The following is a 25,834-nucleotide window of genomic DNA, read 5'->3' as shown; positions in this document are numbered from 1 at the left end:
CGTCCCATGAAAACCCCGCTGTTACGTCCCCTTTTGATTCTGCTGCTGTGCTCGCTAATCAGCGCCTGTAATACGGCTCGTGGCTTTGGCGAAGATATTCAGCATCTCGGCGGCGCGATTGAGCGCGCAGTAAAATAGTTCTTCTGTTCCTAAAAATCGTTTCCTTCCGGCAGCTTGTCAGTTTTTGTCTATGCTTAAAAAGCTATACACAAATAACTTAGGCTATAAAAGGAAGAGATTATGGTTAAGAAAACAATTGCGGCGCTCTTTTCAGCACTGGTCCTTTCTTCACTGTTGACGGCCTGTAACACCACGCGTGGTGTAGGCGAAGACATTCAGGACGGCGGTAGCGCAATTTCTGGCGCAGCGACTCGCGCATCGCAGTAAGCTTTGCGACGACGGTACGACCCCTCCCGGTGTCGTACCGTTATCTTGCGCACATCTCTGGTAGCGGTACGAACAGCGAAAAGCGGTTATCGGCACCGAGTTTCATGCGAATATTGCGTTTATAGGTGTAAACCGTTTTAACGGCGATGCCCATTTTCCGCGCGATTTCTTCATTGCTCATTCCCACGCTCCACCATTCCAGAATGCGTTCTTCACGCAGCGTCAGTAGCGGTGTCACTGTTTTAGGCTCGCCGAACGGCGGACGCGACATCAGCGCTTTACCAATCATCTGGCCAAGCTCGCGCAGTGGAATAGTTTTATCCACGATGCGCCAGGTTATTTGCTGTGAGCAATAATCATTCAGCACGTCTGAACTACCGCTTTGTAATAAAATAAGGCGCGTAGTATTGCCGCAGGCGGCGAAAATCGAGGAGAACTGATTTACGTGGTGAATATCTCCCATAAACCCGTGAAGATCGGCAATCACCATATTGGGTTGCCATTGAATAAGAAGCTCACGCGCGCGTAGCAAGTGATCGGTTGCCGTCACGTGGAACGGCGCCGCGAAATCTTCAGCGTGGTTAAGCCAGCTTTCGAGCCCGGTACGGCTGAAATGACAGCGGTCAACCAGTAAAATTTTATACATGCTCGGATTCATTATGGAGAGAAAGACGCACCTGCTGACGCCAGCAGGAAAGTGTTTCATCATAGGAAGATTTATCGCTAACTGAACCCGTGATGTACGCGCACAATCGCGGCTATTTCCTGGCTTAACTCACGAGAATCCGCTGGTTTAGGAAAAACCTGGTTGCAAAATGCGCAACAAGAAGGGATGATCCCGCTGTTTAATCACCTGGCCTTGCGGGACGACCTGCAAGCGCGTCATGTTGAACGGGGACGGCCCCAAATAACCTGGAGCTGAATATGTCCTGGTTCATTCTGTTTATCGCTGGTCTTCTGGAAGTGGTCTGGGCCGTCGGCCTGAAATATACCCACGGTTTTACGCGTGTTGTGCCAAGCCTTATCACCGTTTCGGCGATGATTGTCAGCATTGTGCTGCTCTCATGGGCGATGAAAAGCCTGCCGACCGGCACGGCTTATGCTGTCTGGACGGGGATCGGCGCGGTGGGTGCGGCCATTACCGGCATTCTGCTGTTAGGTGAGTCCGCAAGCCCCGCGAGGCTGATAAGCCTGGGGCTTATCGTCGCGGGGATTATCGGTCTGAAACTCAGCACGCACTAACCGGCGCGCTGATTTACCCAAATCAGTTTTTCCACCGCGAAGCCCTGACGGATCGCGGAATCCAGCAGATCCTCTTTCACTTGCTTACTGATGGTTGGCGTGCGGGAGAGGATCCACAGATAGCTGCGATCCGGTCCGCAGATCAGCGCATGCTGGTAGTCTTTATCCAGTGCGATAATGTTATATCCGCCGTAGAACGGGCCGAAGAAAGAGACTTTCAGCGCGGCGCGGCGGGTATCGCCGGTGAAATAGGCTTTACCTTCGCTCTGCTGCCATCTGTTACGATCCGGGTTGAAACCACGGTTAATCACGTTCAGGCCGCCATCGCCACGCAGGCTGTAGGTCGCGGTGACCTGCTCAAGACCGCGCTCAAAGCGGTGATCGAAGCGGGCGATTTCATACCACGTGCCGAGATAGCGGTTAACGTTAAAATCCTCCACCACTCTGACACCGCTCGGCGGCGTCGGGGTACTGCAGGCGACCAGCAGTGCTGCAGTCGCGACGGTAGCTACAACAGGAAGTAGTCGAATACGCATGGCGGGATCCTTCTGTTTTTACTGCTAAGTGTAGATGCCCGTAGCGGTTTTGTAACATCAGAGAAGGGAAATAGTCAGGAAGAAAAGCGCCGCTTCGTGAGAAGCGGCGACAGGGTTCAGAGTGTAACTACGCCAATCAGCGTCACGACCGTCAGAATGGCGGCCAGACCATAGAACACCCATTTCCCGGCAGGAACATGGATTTTCAGGTCGTGCATGCCGTGGTGAATACGGTGCAGGCCGCACCACAGCGGCAGCACAATCATCAGGAACAGGAACAGGCGGCCCACCCAGCTCTGGGCGAACGCCAGCACGCGCTCGTAGCTGAATGCGCCTTCCGGCCCCATGCCGAGCGGCAGCAGAATGCCCACCAGCAGGATGATGACCGGCGCGATAATGGCGCACCACATGCCCCCTGCGCCAAACAGCCCCCAGAATACCGGCTCGTCGGAGCGTTTCGGGTGTTGATTAATCACGATATCCTCCTTACCAGACCAGGGCGATAAACAGCACGACAATCGTGACGATGGCCGTCACACCCCACAGCCCGCGGATCACCGGCTCCGGCCCCATTTTTTCGTCTTTCACCACCACGATGGCGGCTTTCGGCGCGAGCTCAAACCAGGTTTTGGTGTGTAGCAGCGCCGCCAGCAGCGTGATGATGTTCAGTAACACGACGACAGGGTTTTGCAGAAAACCGACAAAACCGGCCCAGCTCTCCGGGCCATGCTTAAGCGCGAACAGGCCATAAATCAGTACAAGGCTGAACCAGACGGCAGGCACCGAGGTGCCTTCGCGCAGCATGTAAAAGCGGTAGAAGGGCAGTTGCTTCCACCAGCCTGTTTCCATCGTCCGTACATAAGGCTTACGTTTCGAGGTCATCATTCACTCCTTGCGCCGGGTTTGAGCATGGCGATTAAGAAATCCTTCGAGCTCTCCACTTTGCTCTGCTGGATAGCCGCGGCCGGATCGACATGTTTCGGGCAGACTTCCGAGCAGAAGCCAACAAACGTACAGGTCCAGACGCCGTTCTGGCTGTTAAGCTGCGGCATACGCGCCTTCTGGCCCTTATCGCGACTGTCGAGGTTATAGCGGTGCGCGAGCGTGATCGCCGCCGGGCCGATGAACTCCGGGTTCAGGCCAAACTGTGGGCAGGCGGCGTAGCACAGGCCGCAGTTGATGCAGCCGGAGAACTGATGGTATTTCGCCATTTGCGCCGGTGTCTGGGTATTTGGCCCTTGTTCCGGCTTGCGCGGGTTACCGATGATATAGGGCTTAATGGATTCGAGGCTCTCGATAAAGTGGGTCATATCGACCACCAAATCGCGCTCGATCGGGAAATTCGCCAGCGCCTCGACTTTCATACCGGAAGTGTAATCGCGCAGGAACGTTTTACAGGCGAGTTTCGGCACGCGGTTGACCATCATGCCGCAGGAGCCGCAGATAGCCATGCGGCACGACCAGCGATAGCTTAAATCCGGCGCCAGGTTGTCTTTGATATAGCCGAGCGCGTCAAGCAGCGAGGTTTGCTCATCCCAGGGCACGTCGTAAAACGCGCTGTGCGGCGCGTTATCGGTTTCCGGGTTATAACGCACGACTTCAATGCGCAGCGTTTTCATCTCAGCCATTCGCCGTCTCCTTTTTATCGGCCGCTTCCGACTCCGCGCCATAAACGCGTTTCGCCGGAGGCAGAGTGGTAATCTTCACGTCGCTGTAATCGAGGCGGGTGGTACCGTCTGCGTCGCGGAAGGCGAGGGTATGACGCAGAAAGTTCACGTCATCGCGCTCGGTGCAGCCTTCGTCAAGCCGCTGATGCGCGCCACGCGACTCTTTACGCGCCATCGCGGAGTGCGCCATACATTCAGCGACGTTCAGGCCATGGCCAAGCTCAATGGTATAGAGCAAATCGGTGTTGAAGACGCTGGAAGTGTCGCTGATGCGCACGCGCTTAAAGCGCTCCTGCAATTCAGCAAGTTTATCGATGGTTTTCTGCATCAGCTCCGGCGTGCGGTAAATGCCGCAGCCTTCTTCCATCGAGAGGCCCATTTCGTCGCGGATTTTCGCCCAGCTTTCGTTGCCGTCCTGGTGCACCAGCCCGTGCAGACGCGCTTCGACATCCGCGGCCTGCGCGTTCAGCACGTCGTCGCGCGTAGATGTCGCTTCCATCGCGCGTTCCATCGCCTGCGTGCCTGCCAGTTGGCCGAATACGACCAGCTCCGCCAGCGAGTTTGAACCAAGACGGTTCGCGCCATGCAGCCCCACGGACGAGCATTCGCCCACGGCAAACAGCCCCTTGATGCGGGTTTCGCACTGCTGATTGGTTTCGATGCCGCCCATGGTGTAATGCGCCGTCGGGCGCACGGGGATCGGTTCTTTGACCGGGTCGACACCCACGTACGCTTTAGCCAGTTCGCAAATGAACGGCAGCCGCTCCAGCAGTTTTTTCTCGCCGAGGTGGCGCAGATCGAGATAGACCACATCGCCGCGCGGCGTGGAGATGGTGTTGCCTTTGCGCCACTCGTGCCAGAAGGCTTGTGACACTTTGTCGCGCGGGCCCAGCTCCATATATTTGTTCTTCGGCTCGCCGAGCGGCGTTTCCGGCCCCATGCCGTAATCCTGCAAATAGCGATAGCCGTTTTTGTTGACCAGAATGCCGCCTTCGCCGCGGCAGCCTTCCGTCATCAGAATGCCGGAGCCGGGCAGGCCGGTCGGGTGGTACTGCACGAATTCCATATCGCGCAGCGGAACGCCGTGCGCCAGCGCCATGCCCATACCGTCGCCGGTGACGATGCCGCCGTTGGTGTTATAACGATAGACGCGCCCCGCGCCGCCGGTCGCCATCACCACCGCATTTGCGCGGATCTGCACGAGCGTGCCTTCCATCATGTTCATCGCCACCAGGCCGCGCGCCTGGCCGTCATCCACCAGAATATCGAGGACGAAATGCTCATCGAAGCGCTGGATTTGCGGGAATTGCAGGGAGGTCTGGAACAGGGTGTGGAGCATATGGAAGCCGGTTTTGTCAGCGGCAAACCAGGTACGCTCGATTTTCATGCCGCCAAAGCGTCTGACGTTGACCGACCCGTCCGGGCGACGACTCCACGGGCAGCCCCATTGCTCAAGCTGAGTCATTTCGCGCGGGCAATGTTTAACGAAATAGTCCACCACATCCTGCTCGCACAGCCAGTCGCCGCCTGCGACCGTGTCGTGGAAATGATACTCAAAACTGTCATGATCCTGGGCAACGGCCGCCGAACCGCCTTCAGCGGCGACGGTATGGCTACGCATCGGATAGACTTTTGAAATCAGTGCGATTTTAGCGTTGGGATTACGCTCGGCCGCCGCAATGGCTGCCCGCAGTCCCGCACCGCCGGCACCGATAATGGCGAGATCGGCTTGAAAAGTATGCACGACATTCCTCCGGGTTTTAGTTATTCCCACCGCGCGGTAACTAAGGCGAAAACTCGGGGCTGCGCGGGGGTAAAGCATTCCCCTGCTCCTTTTTGGGTAGGTGAGTATAACCTTAGCCCTAAAGGGGAAATTTGATGTGTTCGATTTTTTGGGGCGGTGCGGCGCGTTTTACACGCCGGGTTAATTGAAGTGGCTCACAAAACGCAAATCTGGCGTGAATAAAGGAAAAAAGTGCGCAAAATTTGTCTGGCGAACGGGATACGAGTAGACTTCGTGCCCTTGTTTGACGACGGAGAAAGTACCATGAGCGAGACGGCCACCTGGCAGCCGAGCGCATCCATCCCCAACCTGTTGAAACGCGCCGCCATCATGGCGGAGATCCGCCGTTTTTTCGCGGACCGCGGCGTACTGGAGGTGGAAACCCCCTGCATGAGCCAGGCGACGGTAACCGATATCCACCTGTTCCCGTTTGAAACGCGTTTCGTCGGTCCCGGCCATTCCCAGGGGATTAATCTCTATCTGATGACCAGCCCGGAATATCACATGAAACGCCTGCTGGCGGCGGGCTGTGGGCCGGTGTATCAGCTGTGCCGAAGCTTTCGTAATGAAGAGATGGGGCGTCATCACAACCCGGAATTCACGATGCTGGAGTGGTATCGCCCGCATTACGATATGTACCGCCTGATGAACGAGGTGGACGATCTTCTGCAGCAGGTGCTGGAGTGCCAGCCCGCCGAGACCATTTCCTACCAGCAGGCGTTCCAGCGCCATCTGGAGATAGATCCGCTGTCGGCGGATAAAACGCAGTTGCGTGAAGTGGCGGCGAAGCTTGACCTGAGCAATATCGCCGATACCGAAGAAGATCGTGACACGCTCCTGCAACTCTTGTTCTCTATGGGCGTTGAGCCGCACATTGGTAAAGATCGCCCGGTGTTTGTGTATCACTTCCCGGCAAGCCAGGCGGCGCTCGCACAAATCAGCACCGAAGATCACCGCGTGGCGGAGCGTTTTGAGGTCTATTACAAAGGCATTGAGCTGGCGAATGGTTTCCATGAGCTGACCGACGCGCGCGAGCAGCAGCAGCGTTTCGAGCAGGATAACCGCAAACGCCTTCAGCGCGGTCTGCCGCAGCAGCCGGTGGATTACAACCTGCTGGAAGCGCTGAAAGTGGGCCTGCCGGATTGTTCCGGCGTGGCGCTGGGTGTCGATCGCCTGATTATGCTGGCGCTGGGCGCAGAGAGCCTCGCTGAAGTTATCGCTTTTACGGTCGACCGGGCGTAACGGCTGAATGCTTACCTGTGGCGGGTGCGCTGCGCTTACCCGCCCTACGGTGTTAGATAAGGCTTAATTTGCCTTGTAGGGTGGGTAAGCGCAGCGCACCCACCTTTACTAAACGACTTCAACAACAGAATTGCCGCCATAAAAAAGGAGCCTTGCGGCTCCTTTTTCGTTACATACTGCCCGGCGCGCGGCTGGTGCGCCCGGCTGAACTTAACGTTCGCGCCATGCGCTTGCCGTCGAGGCTCTCCAGACGCATCTGGAACGGCGGGAACGGCATCTCGATGCCATGCTCGCGGAAGCCCTGCAAAATCAGCTGATGGATTTCGTGGCGCAGCGGCATGCGGTGTCCCATCTCGGCGGCGTGAATACGCAGTTCAAAGAGCTGAATACCCTGCTGCAAATCGACCAGGAACACTTCCGGCGGCGGGTTATCAATCACATACGAGCACTTCTCAGCGGCACGATAGAGGATCTGCGTTACCTCTTCGCTGTTAGCATCTGCCGGCGCAGGCACCGTCAGCACCACGCGCGTGACCGAATCCGAGAGCGACCAGTTAATAAACTGCTCGGTAATGAACGCCTTATTCGGCACGATTATCTCTTTACGGTCCCAGTCGCTGATGGTCGTCGCGCGCGTGTTGATGCGCGTCACGCTGCCGGTTAAATCGCGAATGGTCACGGTATCGCCGATACGAATCGGCTTTTCAAAGAGAATAATCAGGCCCGAAATAAAGTTGGCAAAAATCTCCTGTAAGCCGAAACCGAGCCCTACACCGAGCGCCGCCACCAGCCATTGCAGCTTCGACCACTCAATACCAATCATGGAGAAGCCCACCAGGCCGCCTATCAGCATCAGCAGATATTTGGTGATGGTGGTAATGGCGTAACCAGTGCCTGGCGTCAGCTCCAGATGTTGCAGCACGACCAGCTCCAGCAGCGCGGGCAGGTTACGCACCAGCTGCGTGGTGACGATAAACACCAGAATGGCGATCAGCACTGCGCCAAGCGTAATCGGTTCAATGCTCTCAACGCCCTGAACGGTCGAGGTGACATCCCACAGCGAAATATTCTCAAGGAACCCGAAAGCCGAGTGAATTTCCGACCACAGCACAATCACGGACAGCAGCGCGATAAGCGTCAGGATCGAGCGCACCAGGCGCAGCGACTGGGCGCTGATCGCATCCAGATCAAGCTCCGCGACTTCCACTTCCACGCTGCCTTCGGTGCTGTGCCCGTGGTGCGGTTCTTCTTCGCCGCGGGCGCGCTGGGCCAGAATTTCCGCGCGACGCGAGCGGGCGCGGTCAAAGGCCAGGCGACGGCGCTGAATGAGCATCCAGCGGCGAATGATGTGGTAAATCACCAGCAGCAGAAACCAGATGGCGACGGACGTTTCCAGACGCGCCAGCAGCGCCTGCGCGGTGGCGAGATAACCGACGGCCGCAGCGAGGATTGCCGTTAACGGCGCGCACAGCAGCAGGTTCCACAGCAGCCGGTTGACCCAGTTATCGCCGTTGCCTTCTTTATCGAGAAAGAGCGGGAGGCCCGCACGCTTGAGGCTGAGCGTGACGATCGCCAGCGCGCCGCAGATAAGCACAAAGCACAGCCGCCCCAGCGAGCCGGAGAATTCGCGGTCGTTGAGGTTATCGAAGGTAATCAACGCCATGATGAGCGGCACGATAAAGCCGATGCTCATCAGGTAGTAGCGCATCGCGCGGGCGACCCGGTTGCGCGGCCAGCCGAAATGCGTGATAAACAGGCCGTTCGGGCGTGCGAAGGTCGCAGAAATCATCACGACCCACAGCAGCGGCACCGTGGCGGTGACGCCATCGCCGACCGCCACGGCGATAGGCCAGGGCCAGGCTTCACGAAGGCCATAGCCAAGCGTCGCCCACAGCACGGGCAGGGGAGAGGCCACCAGAATCGACCAGAACACCGTGCGCATCGTGAGCCAGAAATGGTCCTGCGTTACCTTCCCGACCCGCGCGCTGGAGCGCTCCAGAAACGCTGTAAAGTGACGCCGCGAACTGATACTAAAGCCCACCAGCAGCAGCGCGCCGAAGAGCGGCAGCAGCGTCTCTTTGCTGGTCACCATCATCACGGCGGCTTTACCGAGCTGGCCGAAAAAGTCGAGCGAGATAAGACGGCGCAAATCCTGAACGATATCCACCGGCCAGCTGATAGTGAGCGGGCTGACGTCTGAAGTCCAGAACAGGTAGCGGTGCGTCGCCTCGTTCACTTCTTTCAGCGCGTCTTCAAGCTGGCTGTTTGCCACTTTCAGCTTGGTAAGCTCAAGGATTAACGTATCGCCGCCCTGCAACAGCGAGTTGAGCAGTTCGCGTTGGGTGCGTAACTGCGCGTCGAGAATACGGCTCTGCTCTGCCGTCAGCGGCTTGCCGTCCGCCTGTCGCAACTGGCGCAGCTGCGGCTGCTTGTTGAGCTGATCTTCATAGCGCAGACGATGGACGCGAAGCTGCGCCATTTCGGTATCGAGTTGCTGAAGCTTCGGCATCTCTGGCAGGCGCGACACTTGGGCGCGCAGCGCCTCGCCGAGCACGTTCGACACCCCGAGCCACTGTGACTGTTCACGCAGCGTGGTTAACGCCTGACGCACCTGCATGGTCTGACTGGTGGCCTGCCGCTGCTGGGACGCCACCAGATCCATACGCTGCGCCTGCTGGTTTAGCGCGCGCGACAGCTCGCGGTTTACGTTGAACTGCTCGACAATCGCCGGCGGCAGGTTGGCGCTGTTCTCGGCAAGCAGTTCGGTGCTCTCCAGCGCGCGCTCAGCTTCCTGCTGGCGCTGGCTGTTAAGCTGATTGCGCAGCGCCTGGAGGTAAGCATCAAGCTGTTCGCTCTGCTTTTGCGCCAGTTCCGCGCGCAGGCGCGCCAGCTCCTGGCGGTTGCTGGCGGAGAGCTGGGCGAGTTCGAGTTCGTCAACGCGGGCTTTCAGTTGAGACGATTCGGCCTGCTGGCTAAGCAGCTGCGCCGCGCCAAGCGCATTTGAGCCGGTCGGCGCGCCCGCGCGGCGTTCCATCTCGTTAAGCTGGCGGCGCGCGTCGGTTTGCTGCTGGGGAAGCTGGCTTAAGGAGTCGGCGATTTCGCGCGCGCGATCCTGCTCCTGCTGCGCCTCGCGGCTCTTCTCCAGCAACTGACTGCTGACCTGGAGGATCTCCTGATTGAGCGCGTCGGTGGTAAGCCCGGTAGGCACCCGGCGCGGCTCATCGCGCAGATTGTTGAGTTGCTGGCGCAGCGACTGCGAAAGCTTAGGGAAGTTATCGATAACCTCCTGATATTGCTTTGCGCGCTCAAGGGAAGCTTTTCGCTCCTCAAGCGCGTTTTGCGCCGCCTGCAGGGCTTCAACCACTTGCGCCTGATCGGGCTGGTTTTTGGCCGCTTTGGCCTGTTCCAGCTCCTGCGCTATCTGTTTTTCATCAGGCGCGGTTGCGGCGTTCGCCCAAAAGCTCAGGCTCCAGGCCAGCAGCACGTAAAGGATCAGGCGCACGTCATTTACCTTTGAATTAACGGTTTTGGTCGTTATCTACCAGCGGGTTGGCTTCACGCTCGGCGTCGGCTTCTTCTTGTGAGATAACCGCAGGGGCGACGTCGGCTGCGACCGCCTCAACAGAGACCGCCAGCGGCTCGCCGAGACGCGTGACGGAGAGGCTTTGCAGATGCTCAACCAGCTCCACTTTGCCCGGCGCGAACAGGTTGATAACCGTTGAGCCGAGCTTGAAGCGGCCCATCTCCTGGCCTTTCAGCAGCGCCACGGCGCCGTCGCTTTCGCCTGCCGGGTACGTCCAGCGCTTGATGATGCCTTCACGCGGCGGGGTGATGGTGCCAGCCCAGACGGTTTCGATGCTCCCCACAATCGTCGCGCCCACCAGAATTTGCGCCATCGGCCCGAATTCCGTGTCGAACAGGCAGATGACACGCTCGTTACGGGCGAACAGGTTCGGCACGTTCTGCGCGGTCAGATGGTTTACCGAGAAGAGATCGCCCGGCACATAGATCATTTCGCGCAGGATGCCGTTGCATGGCATATGGACGCGGTGATAGTCGCGCGGCGAGAGATAAGTGGTCGCGAAGGTGCCGTTACGGAACAGATCGGCCATCAGATAGTTGCCTGCCAGCAGCGCTTCCAGCGTGTAGTTGTGGCCTTTGGCCTGCAGGATTTTATCGCCTTCGATGCGCCCGAGCTGGCTGATTACGCCGTCTGCCGGCATTGCCAGCACGTTCGGATCGGTGTTCAGCGGGCGAACTTCATCACGCAGCGGACGCACAAAAAATTCGTTAAAGGTGCGATAGCTGGCGGTATCGGGCTTCTGCGCCTCGCTCATGTTGACCTTGTAGTACTTCACAAACAGATCGATGACCAGTTTAGTCAGCCAGCCTGCGCGTTTGCTCGCGCCCCAGCCAGCCAGACGGGTGAGCCACTGTTTGGGCAGAATGTATTGCAGCGAAAGTTTGATTTCGTTTAACAAGGTAGCCTCCAGGCCAGTGTTTCGTCATTCCTGGCCCGGTTATATGCCGGGCCTGTCAGAAAAAGGGGCTGATTCTAACGACGCCAAGCGTAATTGTCAGTCGTCGCTTTCGGAAAAGTTTTTACGCGTTTTTACCTGCGCCATGCTTTCCAGAATCCGGTGATAATTGTCGAAGCGGGTTTCGGCTATCTCGCCGCGCTCGACGGCCTCGCGAATGGCGCAACCCGGATCGCTGCCATGTTTGCAGTCGCGGAATTTGCACAGGCCGAGATAATCGTGGAATTCGATAAAGCCGCGGGTGATCTGGTCAGGCTCCAGATGCCACAGGCCGAACTCGCGCACGCCCGGGGAATCGATGACTTCGCCGCCGCCGGGGAAGTGATAGAGGCGCGAGGCGGTCGTGGTGTGCTGGCCAAGCCCGGAGTTATCAGAAACATCGTTAACCAGAATCTGGTTATCCTTGAGGCCCAGCAGATTATTCAGCAGGCTCGATTTCCCGACGCCCGACTGCCCGGCGAAGATGCTGGTGCGGCCAATCAGCGCCTCTTCCAGTTCTTTCAGCCCTTCGTCTTTGTAGCTGGAAACCAGCAGGACGCGATAGCCGATACGGCGATAGATATCCATCTGCTCGTTGACGAAGGCCAGGTCTTTTTCATCAAGCAGGTCAATCTTGTTGAGCACCAGTAATGGCTCAATATCCAGCGTTTCACAGGCCACCAGATAGCGGTCGATAATATTCAGCGACAGCTCCGGCAGGATGGCCGAGACGATAATGATTTGGTCGATATTCGCGGCGATAGGCTTCACGCCGTCGTAAAAATCCGGGCGCGTCAGGACGGAGGTGCGCTCGTGCACCGCATCGACAATGCCTTTGCCCTGCACGTTTTCTTTCGCCGGACGCCAGACGACGCGATCGCCAGTCACCAGCGAGCGGATAGTGCGGCGAATGTTGCAGCGGTGCACCCCGCCGTCAGACGCTTCGACGTCGGCATGCTGACCAAAACGACTGATAACGCGGCCGTCGCGAGGCTCACCAAACTGCGAGTCGTCGGGATCGGCTTTCTCCGGAGTCTGTTTGAGCCGGCGCTGATGATTCGCTGAGACGCGGCGTTGCTGACCTTTGGAGAGTTTATTTTTGCTCAATCTTAATGGCTCCTGGTCGCCCCTGGTGGGCAAAACCTCTATGATACCAGCTATTGTAAATGAATTAACTGCCTGTCACCCCAGCGTGACGCGATACGGATGGAAAATAGCATGAGTGCCAATGAAAACAACCTCATTTGGATCGATCTGGAAATGACCGGGCTTGACCCGCGACAGGATCGCATCATTGAGATCGCCACCCTGGTGACCGACGCCAACCTCAACATTCTGGCAGAAGGGCCGGTTATCGCCGTGCATCAGTCTGACGAGCAGCTGGCGCTGATGGATGACTGGAACGTGCGCACCCATACCGCCAGCGGGCTGGTGGATCGCGTGAAGGCGAGCACGATGGGCGATCGCGAAGCGGAACTGGCGACCCTCGAATTTCTTAAGCAGTGGGTACCGGCCGGAAAATCGCCCATCTGCGGCAACAGCATCGGCCAGGATCGCCGCTTCCTGTTTAAATACATGCCGGAGCTGGAAGCGTATTTCCACTACCGCTATCTGGATGTCAGCACCCTGAAAGAGCTGGCGCGCCGCTGGAAGCCGGAAGTGCTCGATGGCCTTAAAAAACAGAATACCCACCAGGCGCTGGACGATATCCGCGAATCGGTAGCGGAACTCGCCTATTACCGCGAACATTTTATAAAATTGTGATGCAAGCGAGGGGCTAAGCCCCTCTTTTGTTGATAAAGTGATCGCTTTGGCGAATAAAAACGCAGTCAGACAAAAATCACGAAAAAAAGCGTTTAAGGGGTTGCGGTAGAAATCATTTCTCGTATAATGCGCCTCCCGTAACGACACAGAAATGTGAATTACGCAGAGCGGGAATAGCTCAGTTGGTAGAGCACGACCTTGCCAAGGTCGGGGTCGCGAGTTCGAGTCTCGTTTCCCGCTCCAAAATTTGAAATCGCCGAAAGGCAGCACCACCCAATCAACGTATTTCGGGTTGCGACAAGGCGGCAACTGAACGAATTCTTGGGAGCTTACTTAAGTAAGTGACTAAGATGAGTGAAGGCAGCCAACGCAGTAGCAGCCAGAAAGACAAAGATTAAGCGGGAATAGCTCAGTTGGTAGAGCACGACCTTGCCAAGGTCGGGGTCGCGAGTTCGAGTCTCGTTTCCCGCTCCAAAATTTGAAATGCCGAAAGGCAACACCACCCAAGCGGGAATAGCTCAGTTGGTAGAGCACGACCTTGCCAAGGTCGGGGTCGCGAGTTCGAGTCTCGTTTCCCGCTCCAAATCTCCTCGATTGTACAAATTATCCACAGCGATAACGCGCGCTACGGCGGGTTTTTCACGTTTGTGCCACACTTTTCTAAACAGACTTATCCACAGAATGCATAAAGTTATCCTGTGAGCAGAAATGATAACTTTGTTCACATCTTTTCTTTATCTTATTGATATTGATAATAAATAATTTATTACCAAATGTTAATTTTGAGGCTTTTTGATAATCATGGCCTTTGAATGACAAGACTTTTTTAATTTTATTCACAGCGAAACGCGTCTAGGCGTCGCGCGGCAAGCCTTTCTCAATCACTCTGACCAGCCGCTGTTTCTGCGGGAGCTGCACTTCCACCACGCAGGCATTACGTTTGTCTGTTTGTTGCGCAATCGCCCAGTCAATATGCTCATCAAGAAGTGGGTGCTCACCTTTGCGCTGTTGCAACGCCGTGATATTAGCCTCGTCCCAGGGCGCGTTGCCGAGCGCGACCGCGATATTACGCAACCAGCGTAAGTGGCCAATGCGGCGGATCGCCGACCCTTCCGTGACTTTCAGAAAGTGCGCTTCGCTCCAGCTAAACAGTTCAATCAGCTTTGGCGCGTGCAGCGCCTGGCGCGGGCTGAAATCCGCTTCATCGGTGAGTTGTGAAAAACGGTTCCACGGGCAAATCAGCTGGCAGTCGTCGCAGCCATAAATGCGGTTGCCCATCAGCGGGCGAAACTCTTCAGGGATCGCGCCTTCAAGCTCAATAGTGAGATAAGAGATGCAGCGGCGCGCATCGACCGTGTACGGCTCGACAATCGCGCCGGTGGGGCAGATGGTCATGCAGGCCACGCAGCGCCCGCAGCCTTCTTCGACAGGCTTATCCACTGGTAGCGGTATATCCACCAGCAGTTCGCCAAGAAAGAAAAACGACCCGGCGTCGCGGCTTAAGATCAGCGAATGCTTGCCGGTCCAGCCGAGACCCGCTTTTTCGGCGAGCGGGCGCTCAAGGATGGGCGCGGAGTCGACAAAAGGTCTAAAATTCAGCGATGCGCAATGCTGTTGCAGCGTTTCGCCGAGTTTTTTCAGCCGGTTTCTCAAAAGCTTATGGTAATCGCGCCCCAGGGCGTAACGGCTCACGTAGCCGAGCGAGGGATCTTTCAGCGTGCTGGCAAACGCCGCCCTGGCAGGCAGATAATTCATGCGCACGCTGATAACGCGCAGCGTGCCGGGCAGCAGTTCATGCGGGCGGGCGCGCAGCATACCGTGACGCGCCATCCACTCCATCTCGCCGTGATACTGTTTATCCAGCCACGCCTGTAACGCGCCTTCGCTGGCGCTGAGATCGGTATCGGTAATACCGACCTGCTGGAAACCGAGCTCGGCACCCCATTGTTTAATTTTTTGCGCTAACTGATTGAGATCGAGGGGTTCAGACATGACGGACCACGGGATGAACAAAAACGACGCCAGTATACCACACTCCGTCTGGCCCGCAGACTGGCTGCGCACGGCGGAACGCGAGGCGGCGGACAGCCTCGGGCTGACGCTCTATGAACTGATGCAACGCGCGGGTGATGCGGCGTTTCAGGTGGCGCGCGCGGCGTATCCGCACAGCCAGCGCTGGCTGGTGCTGTGCGGCCACGGCAATAACGGTGGTGATGGCTATGTGGTGGCGCGTCTGGCGCAGGCGGCGGGCATTGACGTGACGCTGCTGGCGCTGGAAAGCGACAAACCGTTGCCGGAAGAGGCGCAGGCCGCGCGCGAGGCCTGGCTCGGCGCAGGCGGTGAAATCCATGCGCCGCATACGCCGCTGCCGGAAACCTGCGATCTGATTATCGATGCATTGCTCGGCACGGGGCTTTCTCAGGCTCCGCGCGAGAACGTCGCCGCGCTGATTGAACAGGCGAATAAACATCGGGCACCCGTAGTGGCGCTGGATACTCCGTCCGGCCTGCTGGCGCAAACTGGCGCTGCGCCGGGCGCGGTGATTCATGCCGCGCATACCGTGACGTTTATTGCGCTCAAGCCGGGGCTGCTTACTGGCCGCGCCCGTGACGTCGTCGGGCGGTTGCATTATCACGCGCTGGGGCTTGAGGCGTGGCTTGCCGGGCAACAGGCGCCGTATGCGCGCTTCGACGCAACGCAGCTCTCCCGCTGGCTCCGGCCGCGCCGTCCTGGTTCGCATAAAGGCGATAACGGCAAGCTGGTGATTATCGGCGGCGATCATGGCACCGCTGGCGCTATCCGCATGACCGGCGAGGCGGCGTTGCGTGCGGGCGCAGGCCTGGTGCGAGTACTTACTCGCGCGGAAAACATCGCGCCGCTTGTGACTGCACGCCCGGAGCTGATGGTGCATGAACTCACCAGCGATGCGCTCGACGCCAGTCTGGAATGGGCCGACGTCGTGGTTATCGGGCCGGGGCTCGGGCAGCAGGAGTGGGGCAAATCGGCGCTGGCGAAAGTACGCCAGTGTGACAAACCGATGCTGTGGGATGCGGACGCGCTTAACCTTCTGGCAATCGCTCCCGATACCAGTCACAATCGCATTCTTACGCCGCACCCCGGCGAGGCCGCGCGGTTACTTAACCGTAGCGTGGCAGAAATTGAGAGTGACCGCTTACTTAGCGCCAGAGAACTGGCGCAGCGCTACGGGGGGTGCGTGGTGCTGAAAGGCGCGGGAACGGTGGTAACAGGGCCGCAGGACGAATGCGGCATTATCGATGTCGGTAATCCTGGCATGGGTACGGGCGGCATGGGCGACGTGCTTTCCGGTATTATCGGCGCGTTGCTGGCGCAGGGGCTTAACCTTTTTGATGCCGCCTGCGCAGGCAGCGTGGCGCACGGCGCGGCGGCGGATGCGCTCGCGAAGCGCTTTGGCACGCGCGGCATGCTGGCAACCGATCTGTTTTCCACGCTCTATCGTTTTGTTAACCCGGATATAGACACAGACCAGAATCATGATTAATCGCGTTATACCTTTACCCGAAGAGCAGGCCACCCTCGATCTCGGCGCACGCGTGGCGCGTGCCTGCACCGGCGCGACCGTTATCCATCTGTATGGCGATTTAGGCGCGGGCAAAACCACATTCAGCCGTGGCTTTCTGCAGGCGTGCGGTCATCAGGGCAACGTGAAAAGCCCGACGTACACGCTGGTTGAGCCTTATACGCTGGAAAACAGAATGGTCTATCACTTCGATCTCTATCGTCTGGCCGATCCAGAAGAGCTGGAGTTCATGGGCATTCGCGATTACTTCACCGACGACGCCATTTGCCTTGTCGAGTGGCCGCAGCAGGGCGCGGGCGTGTTGCCGTCGCCCGATATCGAAATCCACTTGTCATGGCAGGAGCAAGGGCGAGAAGCGCGGGTGAAAGCGGTCTCCGCCGCTGGTGACGCGCTGCTGGCCCGCCTCGCCTGAACGCAAGGACGACAGGATGATCACACGCATGAAAAACTGGGTAGTGGCGCTTCTGCTGGCGGTATGCGCGCCCGCGTTCGGGGCGACGCTATCTGATATTCAGGTGTCCAACGGCGACGGCCAGGCGCGGATCACCTTAAGTTTTATGGGCGATCCTGAATACGCTTACTCGCAGCAGGTTAAGCGCAGCGTCGCCCTTGATATTAAACAGACCGGCGTGATTCAGGGCCTGCCGTTGATCTTTAGCGGCGAAAACCTGGTCAAGAGCATTCGCGCCGGGCAGCCGAAAGATAATCAGTCGCTGCGTCTGGTGGTCGATTTAACCAAAGATGGCAAAGCGCGCGCGGTGAAGCAGCAAAAGGGCGCGGGCTATAACGTCGTCTTTACGATCGACGCCGACGAGCCGCCGCCGCCACCGCCGCCACCGGTTGTGGCGCAGCGCGAGCCCGTCGCCGCTCCCGTTCGATCGTCCGAGCCTGCGCGCAACCCGTTTCGCACCGATAACGACCGTATCACCAGCGTCGTCGGCAGCAATACCGTGACGCGGCCGGGGCGCAGCGTCAGTCGGACCGCGACATCCGATCGCGTGGTGGTGGCTATCGACGCCGGGCATGGCGGCCAGGATCCCGGCGCTATCGGCCCCGGCGGCGTGCGCGAGAAAAATGTCACCATCGCTATCGCCCGTAAGCTGCGAACGCTGCTTAATGACGATCCGATGTTTAAAGGCGTGCTGACCCGCGACGGCGACTATTTTATCTCCGTCATGGGCCGCTCCGATGTGGCGCGCCAGCAAAACGCGAATCTGTTGGTCTCCATTCACGCCGACGCCGCGCCTAACCGCGACGCCACCGGCGCATCCGTCTGGGTGCTCTCGAATCGTCGTGCCAACAGCGAAATGGCGAGCTGGCTTGAGCAGCACGAGAAACAATCAGAGCTTCTCGGCGGCGCAGGCGACGTGCTCGCGAACAGCCAGGCGGACCCGTACCTGAGCCAGGCGGTACTGGATTTGCAGTTCGGCCATTCACAGCGCGTCGGGTATGATGTCGCCACCAGCGTGCTCGGGCAGCTTCAGCGGGTGGGCGCGCTGCATAAGCGGCGGCCGGAACACGCAAGCCTCGGCGTGCTGCGCTCGCCGGATATCCCGTCGCTTTTAGTGGAGACCGGTTTTATCAGCAACACCGGCGAAGAGCGTTTGCTGGCAAGCGATGATTATCAGCAGCAAATTGCCGAAGCGATTTATCAGGGGCTGCGCAACTACTTTATTGCGCATCCGCTCCAGGCCGCGCCAAAGGGTGACGGCGGAACGGGGCAGACCGCCCGCTCCGCTGACAACGCCACAAGCCAGGTCACCGTGATTCAGTAAGGAGAATTCATGCCGATTCAGGTTCTGCCGCCGCAGCTTGCGAACCAGATCGCCGCGGGCGAGGTGGTGGAGCGCCCTGCGTCGGTTGTGAAAGAGCTGGTGGAAAACAGTCTCGACGCGGGCGCCACGCGCATTGATATCGATATCGAGCGTGGCGGCGCGAAGCTTATCCGCATCCGCGATAACGGCGGCGGCATTAAGAAAGATGAGCTGGCGTTGGCGCTGGCGCGTCACGCTACCAGTAAAATCGCCTCGCTGGACGATCTCGAAGCCATCATCAGCCTCGGCTTTCGCGGCGAAGCGCTGGCCAGTATCAGTTCGGTATCGCGTCTCACGCTCACCTCGCGCACCGCCGATCAGCAGGAAGCCTGGCAGGCGTACGCCGAAGGCCGCGATATGGAGGTGACCATTAAACCGGCGGCGCACCCGGTCGGCACCACGCTGGAAGTCCTGGATCTGTTCTACAACACCCCCGCGCGGCGCAAATTCATGCGCACCGAGAAAACCGAATTCACGCACATTGACGAAGTGGTGCGGCGCATCGCGCTGGCGCGCTTTGACGTGACGATTAATCTCAGCCATAACGGCAAAATGATGCGTCAGTACAGGGCTGTGCAGGGCAACGCGCCGCGTGAACGCCGTCTTGGCAGCATTTGCGGCCCGGCATTTCTGGAGCACGCGCTGGCTATCGAGTGGCAGCACGGCGATCTGGCGCTGCGCGGTTGGGTGGCGGAGCCGAAAGGCACTACGGCGGCGCTGGCCGAAATCCAGTACTGCTATGTAAATGGCCGTATGATGCGCGACCGGTTGATTAACCATGCGATTCGCCAGGCCTGTGAAGATAAGCTCGGCATCGATCAGCAACCTGCGTATGTGTTGTATCTGGAAATCGATCCGCATCAGGTGGATGTGAACGTGCATCCGGCCAAGCATGAAGTGCGTTTTCACCAGTCGCGCCTGGTGCACGATTTTATCTATCAGGGCGTGGTAAGCGTGCTGCAGCAGCAGGCGGCAAATCCGCTCTCTCTCAATGAACCGGCCGAGGACGCGCCACGCTTTCAGCTTGAAAACCGCGTCGCGGCGGGGAAAAATCAGTTTGCGGACCCGGCGCCGCGTGAGCGTGTGAGCACACGCGAGAACGACGCGCCGCGCTATTCATCCGGCGGGGCGTCAGCAGGCAGTAGTGCCGGGCGCAGCGCTGCCAGCAACGGCGGCTGGCCGCATGCGACGCCGGGCTATCAGAAACAGCAGGGCGCGCTGTACAAACAATTGCTGGAGACGCCCGCGGTGACGCCGCCGCCTGCCGCGCCTTCGGTGACAAGCGCGCGTGAAGTTATGCCGTCCGCGCCTGCGCTGGAAGGCCATTCGCACAGTTTTGGACGCGTGCTGACGCTGGTGTCTGAAAACGTGGCGCTGCTTGAGCGCGACGGTAAGCTCATGCTGCTGGCCTTAAGCGTGGCGGAGCGTTATCTCAAACAGGCGCAGCTGTTGCCGCATGATGAAGCGCCCTGCGCACAGCCGTTACTGATTCCGGTTCGTCTAAAAATTTCCGGCGATGAGCGCGATATTATGACCCGCGCGCAGCCGCAACTGGCGCGCCTGGGTATCGAAATCGTCCTCGACGGGCATCACGTGACAATTCGTGCAGTGCCTTTACCCTTACGCCAACAAAATTTACAAATCTTGATTCCCGAACTGATAGGCTACCTGGCGCAGCAACCAAATGCTGACGACGCCGCTATTGCCGGATGGCTTGCCCGCCATCTGGTTATCGCGCAACCGTGGAGCGTCGCGCAAGCCATCGCGACGCTGGCGGAGCTCGAAAGGCTGTGTCCGCAGATGGTGAAAACGCCGCCGGGTGGTCTATTACAACCTATTGATCTACAACCGGCGATGAATGCCCTGACACATGAATGATGTAAGTAAAACAGGCCTTCCGAAGGCGATTTTTCTGATGGGGCCGACGGCATCCGGCAAAACGGCGTTAGCCATTCGCCTGCGCCAGACGCTGCCGGTGGAGCTGATTAGCGTGGATTCCGCGCTGGTCTATAAGGGCATGGATATCGGCACCGCCAAGCCTGATGCGCACGAATTGTCGCAGGCGCCGCACCGCTTGCTGGATATTATCGATCCCGCGCAGGCGTACTCTGCGGCCGATTTCCGCCGCGATGCGCTACAAGCGATGGCGGAGATTGTCGCCGCCGGGCGCATACCGCTGCTCGTGGGCGGCACCATGCTCTACTTTAAGGCGCTGCTGGAAGGGCTTTCGCCGCTTCCTTCAGCGGATCCGACCATCAGAGCGGAGATCGAACGGCAGGCAGCAGAGCAGGGGTGGGACGCATTACACCGCAAGCTTCAGGATATCGACCCTGTCGCGGCGCAGCGAATCCATCCCAACGATCCGCAAAGGCTTTCCCGGGCACTGGAAGTTTTTTTCATTTCGGGTAAAACTTTAACGGAACTGACGCAAACGTCAGGAGAAGCTCTGCCCTATCAGGTGCATCAGTTCGCCATCGCCCCGGCGAGCCGTGAACTGCTCCATCAGCGCATTGAGCAGCGTTTTCACCAGATGTTGGCTTCAGGTTTTGAGGCAGAAGTCCGGGCGTTATTTGCCCGTGGAGATTTGCATACGGACATGCCTTCCGTTCGTTGCGTGGGATACCGTCAGATGTGGTCTTATCTGGCGGGTGAAATCTCATACGACGAAATGGTTTATCGAGGTATTTGCGCCACGAGACAGTTAGCGAAGCGGCAAATGACCTGGCTGCGCGGTTGGGAAGGCGTACACTGGCTCGACAGTGAGAAGCCTGAACAGGCGTACAGCGATGTGTTACAGGTTATTGGTGCGAAGCAACAATGAATGTGTACAATTGAACCGTATCGTGCGCGGATTTTTACGCAGTTTTTCAGAGCCCAAGGGTTCAAGAGTATAAACAACAAGCATATAAGGAAAAGATAGAATGGCTAAGGGGCAATCTTTGCAAGATCCGTTCCTCAACGCGCTGCGTCGGGAACGTGTTCCAGTTTCTATTTATTTGGTGAATGGTATTAAGCTGCAAGGTCAGATTGAATCTTTCGATCAGTTCGTGATCCTGTTGAAAAACACGGTCAGCCAGATGGTTTATAAGCACGCGATCTCGACCGTGGTGCCGTCTCGTCCGGTTTCTCACCATAGTAACAACGCGGGTGGCGGTTCCAATAACTACCATCACAGCAACAACGCACAGCCATCTTCTGCTGCCTCTCAGGATAGCGAAGACGCCGAGTAAGGCCTGGCTGTTGCTCCATGTCGGGGGACCAGTTCGTCTGTGTTCCCCGCTGGTATTTTAAGAGGGTTTACGCTTGTTTGACCGTTATGATGCCGGTGAGCAGGCGGTGCTGGTACACATCTATTTTACGCAAGACAAAGATATGGAAGACCTCCAGGAGTTCGAATCTCTGGTCTCTTCCGCCGGTGTCGAAGCATTACAGGTGATTACCGGTAGCCGTAAAGCGCCGCACCCAAAGTATTTTGTTGGTGAAGGTAAAGCCGTTGAGATTGCCGATGCAGTCAAAGCCACTGGGGCGTCTGTTGTCCTTTTTGATCATGCGTTGACCCCGGCTCAGGAACGTAATCTTGAGCGCCTGTGCGAGTGTCGCGTTATCGACCGCACCGGCCTGATTCTTGATATTTTCGCCCAGCGTGCACGCACCCATGAAGGGAAGCTGCAGGTTGAGCTGGCGCAGCTGCGCCATTTAGCCACGCGACTGGTGCGCGGCTGGACCCACCTTGAGCGCCAGAAAGGCGGTATCGGCCTGCGCGGCCCGGGTGAAACCCAGCTGGAAACCGACCGTCGCTTACTGCGTAACCGTATTACTCAGATCCTCTCGCGCCTGGAGCGCGTCGAGAAGCAGCGAGAGCAGGGACGTCGGTCGCGTACCAAAGCCGATATTCCCACCGTCTCTCTGGTGGGCTACACCAACGCCGGCAAATCCACCCTGTTTAACCAAATCACCACGGCTGAGGTGTATGCAGCGGATCAGCTGTTCGCGACACTCGACCCGACGCTGCGCCGCATAGACGTCGCGGACGTCGGCGAAACGGTGCTGGCGGATACGGTCGGGTTTATCCGCCATCTGCCGCACGATCTGGTCGCGGCGTTTAAAGCCACGCTGCAGGAGACGCGTCAGGCGACGCTGCTGCTGCATGTGATCGACGCGGCGGATGTCCGCATGGCGGAGAATATCGAGGCGGTTAATACCGTGCTCGAAGAAATCGACGCCCACGAGATCCCGACGCTGCTGGTGATGAATAAAGTCGACATGCTGGAGGATTTCGAGCCGCGTATCGACAGGAACGACGAGAATGTGCCCATCCGCGTGTGGCTTTCCGCGCAGACGGGGGCGGGCGTGCCACTGCTTTTCCAGGCCCTGACGGAACGTCTCTCCGGCGAAATAGTCCAGCGTGCGCTGCGTCTTCCGCCGGAAGCGGGGCGTCTGCGGAGCCGGTTTTACCAGCTTCAGGCGATCGAAAAAGAGTGGATGGAGGAGGACGGTTGCGTCGGACTGCAAGTTCGCATGCCGATTGTTGACTGGCGTCGCCTCTGTAAACAGGAACCGGCATTGGTTGACTACGTGGTCTAACCGGCCGGCCGAAGCCTGAAAATATTCCCCTTTGGGGGGTACCCGGATGAACTCAGGCGGCGTGATGACGCCTGCGCTTTTTCGCATTAGCACAATGAATGAAAGCGCACGCCATCACGCCATCTGAAGGACGAAAGGTATATCACCGCATAACAAATATGGAGCATAAACATGGCGTGGAATCAGCCCGGTAATAACGGACAGGACCGCGACCCGTGGGGAAGCAGCAAGCCTGGCGGCAACTCTGGGGGAAATAAAGGCGGTCGCGAGCAGGGGCCGCCGGATCTGGATGATATCTTCCGTAAACTCAGCAAAAAGCTGGGCGGCATTGGCGGTGGTAAAGGCGGCGGTGCTTCGCAGGAGCCACGTAGCCCGGTCGGCGGTCGTATCGTCGGTATCGTCGCGGTCGCTGCGGTCGTCTTATGGGCCGTCACCGGGTTCTATACCATCAAAGAAGCTGAGCGCGGCGTTGTGACGCGTTTTGGCAAATTCAGCCATCTGGTTGAGCCGGGTCTTAACTGGAAGCCCACCTTTATTGATGAAGTGGTGCCGGTCAACGTGGAAGCCGTGCGTGAGCTGGCCGCCTCCGGCATCATGCTAACGTCTGATGAAAACGTGGTGCGCGTTGAGATGAACGTCCAGTACCGCGTCACCGATCCGCAGCGCTACCTGTTTAGCGTCGCCAACGCGGACGACAGCCTGCGTCAGGCCACCGACAGCGCCCTGCGCGGCGTCATCGGTAAATACACGATGGACCGCATTCTGACGGAAGGCCGTACCGTTATCCGTAGCGATACCCAGCGCGAGCTGGAAGAAACCATTCGTCCGTACAACATGGGCATCACGCTGCTCGACGTTAACTTCCAGGCCGCCCGTCCGCCGGAAGAGGTAAAAGCCGCGTTTGACGACGCGATTGCCGCCCGTGAAAACGAACAGCAGTACATCCGTGAAGCGGAAGCGTACAGCAACGAAGTGCAGCCGCGTGCAAACGGTCAGGCGCAGCGTATTCTGGAAGAAGCCCGCGCGTATAAAACGCAGACTGTCCTGGAAGCTCAGGGTGAAGTGGCGCGCTTTGCGAAGATCCTGCCGGAATATAAAGCCGCGCCGGAAATTACCCGCGAGCGTCTGTATATCGAAACCATGGAAAAAGTGCTGAGCCACACCCGTAAAGTGCTGGTCAACGATAAAGGCGGAAACCTGATGGTGTTACCGCTGGATCAGATGCTGAAAGGCGGTTCTGCGCCTGCCGCGAGCGACGACAACAACAGCGGCAATCCGCTGCTGCGTCTGCCGCCGGCTTCCGGTAGCGGTAACAGCGGCGCGAGCAACAGCGCGTCCTCTGGCCGTGGCGATATTATGGATCAACGCCGTGCCAACGCGCAGCGTAACGATTACCAGCGCGAAGGGAGTGAATAACGATGCGTAAGTCAGTCATTGCGGTAATCATCATCGCGTTGGTGGTGCTTTACACCTCGATTTTTGTGGTGAAAGAGGGTGAGCGCGGCATCATCCTGCAGTTCAGTAAAGTGGTGCGTGACAACGATAACAAGCCGAAAGTGTATGAGCCTGGCCTGCACTTTAAGCTGCCGTTTATCGAGTCGGTGAAGACGCTGGACGCCCGTATCCAGACCATGGATAACCAGGCGGATCGTTTCGTCACCAAAGAGAAGAAAGACTTGATCGTCGATTCTTACATTAAATGGCGCATCAGCGATTTCAGCCGTTACTACCTGGCGACAGGCGGCGGCGATCTCTCTCAGGCGGAAGTGCTGCTGAAACGTAAGTTCTCTGACCGTCTGCGTTCTGAAATTGGTCGTCTCGACGTGAAAGACATCGTGACCGATTCTCGTGGTCGTCTGACGTCTGAAGTGCGCGAAGCGCTGAACTCCGGTTCTGCGGGCACTGAAGATGAAGTCGAAACCCCGGCGGCGGATGACGCTATCGCCTCTGCGGCTAAACGCGTGACCGAAGAGACCAACGGTAAAGTGCCGGTGATCAACCCGAACAGTATGGCTGCACTCGGTATTGAAGTGGTTGACGTGCGTATCAAGCAGATCAACCTGCCGGCGGAAGTCTCGGAAGCTATCTTCAACCGTATGCGCGCCGAGCGTGAAGCGGTCGCCCGTCGTCACCGTTCACAGGGTCAGGAAGAGGCTGAGAAATTGCGTGCGGCGGCGGATTACGAAGTGACCCGTACGCTTGCGGAAGCGGAGCGTCAGGCGCGTATCCTGCGTGGTGAAGGCGATGCCGAAGCCGCGAAACTGTTCGCCGACGCGTTCAGCCAGGATCCAGATTTCTACGCCTTTATCCGCAGCCTGCGTGCCTATGAGAGCAGCTTTAACTCCAATCAGGATGTGATGGTGTTAAGCCCGGACAGCGATTTCTTCCGTTATATGAAAACGCCGGCCAATAGCACACGTTAAGCCATTACCCTAAACAAGAGCCGGCAATGACCGGCTCTTTTTTTATGCAGGTTTTACGCACAATGAATACAACGGTTTTGCTGGCGCTGGGTCTGGTGCTGGTGGTCGAAGGGCTCGGCCCGCTGCTTTTTCCACGTCTGTGGCGGCGGATGATCCTCTCTGTGGCGCAAATGCCGGACACCTTACTGCGCCGTTTCGGTGGTGGTCTTGTGGTTGCCGGGATTGTTATCTACTACATGTTGAGGAAAACGATTAACTGAATAAAAATCGGGCAAAATCGACGAAATTTGTATACAAAAAGGGCTGAACATCAGCA

At 58.0% G+C, this 25,834-nt stretch carries 25 protein-coding genes and 3 tRNA genes; 18 read left to right on the top strand and 10 right to left on the bottom strand.

Annotation, left to right across the window (positions count from 1 at the left end; translation table 11 throughout):
* Positions 1-6: 6 nt before the first annotated feature.
* Both ACUW6V_RS10150 and ecnB read left to right on the top strand, forming a co-directional pair.
* Positions 7-138, top strand: a complete 132-nt coding sequence (locus tag ACUW6V_RS10150; RefSeq protein WP_007871236.1) for an entericidin A/B family lipoprotein — start codon at positions 7-9, stop codon at positions 136-138.
* Between the two features lie 102 nt (positions 139-240).
* Positions 241-387 (top strand): lipoprotein toxin entericidin B, encoded by a 147-nt coding sequence (gene ecnB, locus ACUW6V_RS10145; RefSeq protein ID WP_004386070.1) that lies wholly within the window; start codon positions 241-243, stop codon positions 385-387.
* A 40-nt stretch (positions 388-427) separates the two neighbouring features.
* Here the strand turns inward: ecnB and ACUW6V_RS10140 are convergent, their stop codons facing one another.
* On the bottom strand, positions 428-1,033 hold the full coding sequence (locus tag ACUW6V_RS10140) for a response regulator transcription factor (RefSeq protein ID WP_105608438.1): 606 nt from the start codon (positions 1,031-1,033) through the stop codon (positions 428-430).
* Positions 1,034-1,311: 278 nt separating this feature from the next.
* Here ACUW6V_RS10140 and sugE point away from each other — a divergent pair, with 278 nt between their 5' ends.
* On the top strand, positions 1,312-1,629 hold the full coding sequence (gene sugE, locus ACUW6V_RS10135) for a quaternary ammonium compound efflux SMR transporter SugE (protein ID WP_007796674.1): 318 nt from the start codon (positions 1,312-1,314) through the stop codon (positions 1,627-1,629).
* Here sugE and ACUW6V_RS10130 read toward each other — a convergent pair.
* The 5 genes from ACUW6V_RS10130 to frdA all read right to left on the bottom strand — a co-directional run bounded on the left by ACUW6V_RS10130 (position 1,626) and on the right by frdA (position 5,576).
* Positions 1,626-2,159: a lipocalin family protein gene (locus ACUW6V_RS10130; protein WP_097570013.1), complete on the bottom strand. Its 534-nt coding sequence runs from the start codon at positions 2,157-2,159 to the stop codon at positions 1,626-1,628. The two genes, sugE and ACUW6V_RS10130, sit on opposite strands and share 4 nt — an antisense overlap.
* A 122-nt stretch (positions 2,160-2,281) precedes the next feature.
* Entirely contained in the window at positions 2,282-2,641 is a 360-nt protein-coding gene (frdD, locus tag ACUW6V_RS10125; RefSeq protein WP_007871230.1) for a fumarate reductase subunit FrdD, read from the bottom strand.
* Positions 2,642-2,651: 10 nt separating this feature from the next.
* Complete coding sequence (frdC, locus tag ACUW6V_RS10120; RefSeq protein WP_007871228.1) at positions 2,652-3,047, bottom strand: fumarate reductase subunit FrdC; 396 nt, start codon at positions 3,045-3,047, stop codon at positions 2,652-2,654.
* Positions 3,047-3,793 (bottom strand): succinate dehydrogenase/fumarate reductase iron-sulfur subunit, encoded by a 747-nt coding sequence (locus tag ACUW6V_RS10115; RefSeq protein ID WP_097640933.1) that lies wholly within the window; start codon positions 3,791-3,793, stop codon positions 3,047-3,049. The genes frdC and ACUW6V_RS10115 overlap by 1 nt, the downstream gene beginning before the upstream one ends.
* Entirely contained in the window at positions 3,786-5,576 is a 1,791-nt protein-coding gene (gene frdA, locus ACUW6V_RS10110; protein WP_097582553.1) for a fumarate reductase (quinol) flavoprotein subunit, read from the bottom strand. The genes ACUW6V_RS10115 and frdA overlap by 8 nt, the downstream gene beginning before the upstream one ends.
* Positions 5,577-5,879: 303 nt before the next feature.
* Here frdA and epmA point away from each other — a divergent pair, with 303 nt between their 5' ends.
* Positions 5,880-6,857, top strand: coding sequence for an elongation factor P--(R)-beta-lysine ligase (gene epmA / locus ACUW6V_RS10105; RefSeq protein WP_007887508.1), 978 nt, complete (start codon positions 5,880-5,882; stop codon positions 6,855-6,857).
* Between the two features lie 169 nt (positions 6,858-7,026).
* Here the strand turns inward: epmA and mscM are convergent, their stop codons facing one another.
* The 3 genes from mscM to rsgA all read right to left on the bottom strand — a co-directional run bounded on the left by mscM (position 7,027) and on the right by rsgA (position 12,481).
* Positions 7,027-10,359, bottom strand: coding sequence for a miniconductance mechanosensitive channel MscM (mscM, locus tag ACUW6V_RS10100; protein ID WP_004385281.1), 3,333 nt, complete (start codon positions 10,357-10,359; stop codon positions 7,027-7,029).
* A gap of 16 nt (positions 10,360-10,375) precedes the next feature.
* On the bottom strand, positions 10,376-11,338 hold the full coding sequence (asd, locus tag ACUW6V_RS10095; protein ID WP_097582558.1) for an archaetidylserine decarboxylase: 963 nt from the start codon (positions 11,336-11,338) through the stop codon (positions 10,376-10,378).
* Between the two features lie 96 nt (positions 11,339-11,434).
* Entirely contained in the window at positions 11,435-12,481 is a 1,047-nt protein-coding gene (gene rsgA / locus ACUW6V_RS10090; protein ID WP_454038316.1) for a small ribosomal subunit biogenesis GTPase RsgA, read from the bottom strand.
* Positions 12,482-12,592: 111 nt separating this feature from the next.
* Here rsgA and orn point away from each other — a divergent pair, with 111 nt between their 5' ends.
* The 4 genes from orn to ACUW6V_RS10070 all read left to right on the top strand — a co-directional run bounded on the left by orn (position 12,593) and on the right by ACUW6V_RS10070 (position 13,721).
* Complete coding sequence (gene orn, locus ACUW6V_RS10085) at positions 12,593-13,138, top strand: oligoribonuclease (RefSeq protein ID WP_007887500.1); 546 nt, start codon at positions 12,593-12,595, stop codon at positions 13,136-13,138.
* A 167-nt stretch (positions 13,139-13,305) separates the two neighbouring features.
* Positions 13,306-13,381: transfer RNA gene (locus ACUW6V_RS10080), tRNA-Gly, on the top strand.
* 155 nt (positions 13,382-13,536) lie between these two features.
* A tRNA-Gly gene (locus tag ACUW6V_RS10075) sits at positions 13,537-13,612 on the top strand.
* A gap of 33 nt (positions 13,613-13,645) precedes the next feature.
* A tRNA-Gly gene (locus ACUW6V_RS10070) sits at positions 13,646-13,721 on the top strand.
* 269 nt (positions 13,722-13,990) lie between these two features.
* Here ACUW6V_RS10070 and queG read toward each other — a convergent pair.
* Positions 13,991-15,130, bottom strand: coding sequence for a tRNA epoxyqueuosine(34) reductase QueG (queG, locus tag ACUW6V_RS10065; protein WP_004385286.1), 1,140 nt, complete (start codon positions 15,128-15,130; stop codon positions 13,991-13,993).
* On the opposite strand from queG, the gene nnr reads away from it, so the two are divergent.
* From nnr to ACUW6V_RS10015, 10 genes are all read left to right on the top strand, one after another.
* Positions 15,129-16,658 (top strand): bifunctional ADP-dependent NAD(P)H-hydrate dehydratase/NAD(P)H-hydrate epimerase, encoded by a 1,530-nt coding sequence (gene nnr / locus ACUW6V_RS10060; protein ID WP_454038315.1) that lies wholly within the window; start codon positions 15,129-15,131, stop codon positions 16,656-16,658. The genes queG and nnr overlap by 2 nt on opposite strands.
* Positions 16,651-17,109, top strand: coding sequence for a tRNA (adenosine(37)-N6)-threonylcarbamoyltransferase complex ATPase subunit type 1 TsaE (tsaE, locus tag ACUW6V_RS10055; RefSeq protein ID WP_012123684.1), 459 nt, complete (start codon positions 16,651-16,653; stop codon positions 17,107-17,109). The genes nnr and tsaE overlap by 8 nt, the downstream gene beginning before the upstream one ends.
* 16 nt (positions 17,110-17,125) lie before the next feature.
* Positions 17,126-18,472: an N-acetylmuramoyl-L-alanine amidase AmiB gene (gene amiB, locus ACUW6V_RS10050; RefSeq protein WP_454038314.1), complete on the top strand. Its 1,347-nt coding sequence runs from the start codon at positions 17,126-17,128 to the stop codon at positions 18,470-18,472.
* A 9-nt stretch (positions 18,473-18,481) separates the two neighbouring features.
* The gene (gene mutL / locus ACUW6V_RS10045; protein WP_454038313.1) at positions 18,482-20,389 is read left to right on the top strand and encodes a DNA mismatch repair endonuclease MutL; all 1,908 of its coding nucleotides are present in this window, start codon (positions 18,482-18,484) and stop codon (positions 20,387-20,389) included.
* Positions 20,382-21,332, top strand: a complete 951-nt coding sequence (gene miaA / locus ACUW6V_RS10040) for a tRNA (adenosine(37)-N6)-dimethylallyltransferase MiaA (protein ID WP_004385291.1) — start codon at positions 20,382-20,384, stop codon at positions 21,330-21,332. The genes mutL and miaA overlap by 8 nt, the downstream gene beginning before the upstream one ends.
* A 100-nt stretch (positions 21,333-21,432) precedes the next feature.
* Complete coding sequence (hfq, locus tag ACUW6V_RS10035; protein ID WP_004385293.1) at positions 21,433-21,741, top strand: RNA chaperone Hfq; 309 nt, start codon at positions 21,433-21,435, stop codon at positions 21,739-21,741.
* A gap of 73 nt (positions 21,742-21,814) precedes the next feature.
* Positions 21,815-23,095 (top strand): ribosome rescue GTPase HflX, encoded by a 1,281-nt coding sequence (hflX, locus tag ACUW6V_RS10030; protein ID WP_004385294.1) that lies wholly within the window; start codon positions 21,815-21,817, stop codon positions 23,093-23,095.
* Between the two features lie 171 nt (positions 23,096-23,266).
* A complete protein-coding gene (gene hflK / locus ACUW6V_RS10025) occupies positions 23,267-24,511 on the top strand; it encodes an FtsH protease activity modulator HflK (protein ID WP_004385295.1) in 1,245 nt (414 codons plus the stop codon).
* A gap of 2 nt (positions 24,512-24,513) precedes the next feature.
* Entirely contained in the window at positions 24,514-25,518 is a 1,005-nt protein-coding gene (gene hflC / locus ACUW6V_RS10020; RefSeq protein ID WP_004385296.1) for a protease modulator HflC, read from the top strand.
* 62 nt (positions 25,519-25,580) lie between these two features.
* Positions 25,581-25,778 carry a DUF2065 domain-containing protein gene (locus ACUW6V_RS10015; RefSeq protein WP_004385297.1) on the top strand — a complete coding sequence of 66 codons (198 nt, stop codon included), beginning with the start codon at positions 25,581-25,583 and terminating at the stop codon, positions 25,776-25,778.
* The last annotated feature ends 56 nt before the right edge of the window (positions 25,779-25,834 follow it).

The organism is Cronobacter sp. 153480017-3, from assembly GCF_053627815.1.
This window is presented reverse-complemented; position numbering and strand designations above follow the sequence as displayed.

What these genes read in the sequence shown, in the direction of transcription:
- ACUW6V_RS10150 (WP_007871236.1), top strand. Translation starts at nt 7, where the DNA reads ATGAAAACCCCGCTGTTACGTCCCCTTTTGATTCTGCTGCTGTGCTCG.
- ecnB (WP_004386070.1), top strand. Translation starts at nt 241, where the DNA reads ATGGTTAAGAAAACAATTGCGGCGCTCTTTTCAGCACTGGTCCTTTCT.
- ACUW6V_RS10140 (WP_105608438.1), bottom strand. Translation starts at nt 1,033, where the DNA reads ATGTATAAAATTTTACTGGTTGACCGCTGTCATTTCAGCCGTACCGGG.
- sugE (WP_007796674.1), top strand. Translation starts at nt 1,312, where the DNA reads ATGTCCTGGTTCATTCTGTTTATCGCTGGTCTTCTGGAAGTGGTCTGG.
- frdC (WP_007871228.1), bottom strand. Translation starts at nt 3,047, where the DNA reads ATGACCTCGAAACGTAAGCCTTATGTACGGACGATGGAAACAGGCTGG.
- ACUW6V_RS10115 (WP_097640933.1), bottom strand. Translation starts at nt 3,793, where the DNA reads ATGGCTGAGATGAAAACGCTGCGCATTGAAGTCGTGCGTTATAACCCG.
- epmA (WP_007887508.1), top strand. Translation starts at nt 5,880, where the DNA reads ATGAGCGAGACGGCCACCTGGCAGCCGAGCGCATCCATCCCCAACCTG.
- orn (WP_007887500.1), top strand. Translation starts at nt 12,593, where the DNA reads ATGAGTGCCAATGAAAACAACCTCATTTGGATCGATCTGGAAATGACC.
- nnr (WP_454038315.1), top strand. Translation starts at nt 15,129, where the DNA reads ATGACGGACCACGGGATGAACAAAAACGACGCCAGTATACCACACTCC.
- queG (WP_004385286.1), bottom strand. Translation starts at nt 15,130, where the DNA reads ATGTCTGAACCCCTCGATCTCAATCAGTTAGCGCAAAAAATTAAACAA.
- tsaE (WP_012123684.1), top strand. Translation starts at nt 16,651, where the DNA reads ATGATTAATCGCGTTATACCTTTACCCGAAGAGCAGGCCACCCTCGAT.
- amiB (WP_454038314.1), top strand. Translation starts at nt 17,126, where the DNA reads ATGATCACACGCATGAAAAACTGGGTAGTGGCGCTTCTGCTGGCGGTA.
- mutL (WP_454038313.1), top strand. Translation starts at nt 18,482, where the DNA reads ATGCCGATTCAGGTTCTGCCGCCGCAGCTTGCGAACCAGATCGCCGCG.
- miaA (WP_004385291.1), top strand. Translation starts at nt 20,382, where the DNA reads ATGAATGATGTAAGTAAAACAGGCCTTCCGAAGGCGATTTTTCTGATG.
- hfq (WP_004385293.1), top strand. Translation starts at nt 21,433, where the DNA reads ATGGCTAAGGGGCAATCTTTGCAAGATCCGTTCCTCAACGCGCTGCGT.
- hflK (WP_004385295.1), top strand. Translation starts at nt 23,267, where the DNA reads ATGGCGTGGAATCAGCCCGGTAATAACGGACAGGACCGCGACCCGTGG.
- hflC (WP_004385296.1), top strand. Translation starts at nt 24,514, where the DNA reads ATGCGTAAGTCAGTCATTGCGGTAATCATCATCGCGTTGGTGGTGCTT.
- ACUW6V_RS10015 (WP_004385297.1), top strand. Translation starts at nt 25,581, where the DNA reads ATGAATACAACGGTTTTGCTGGCGCTGGGTCTGGTGCTGGTGGTCGAA.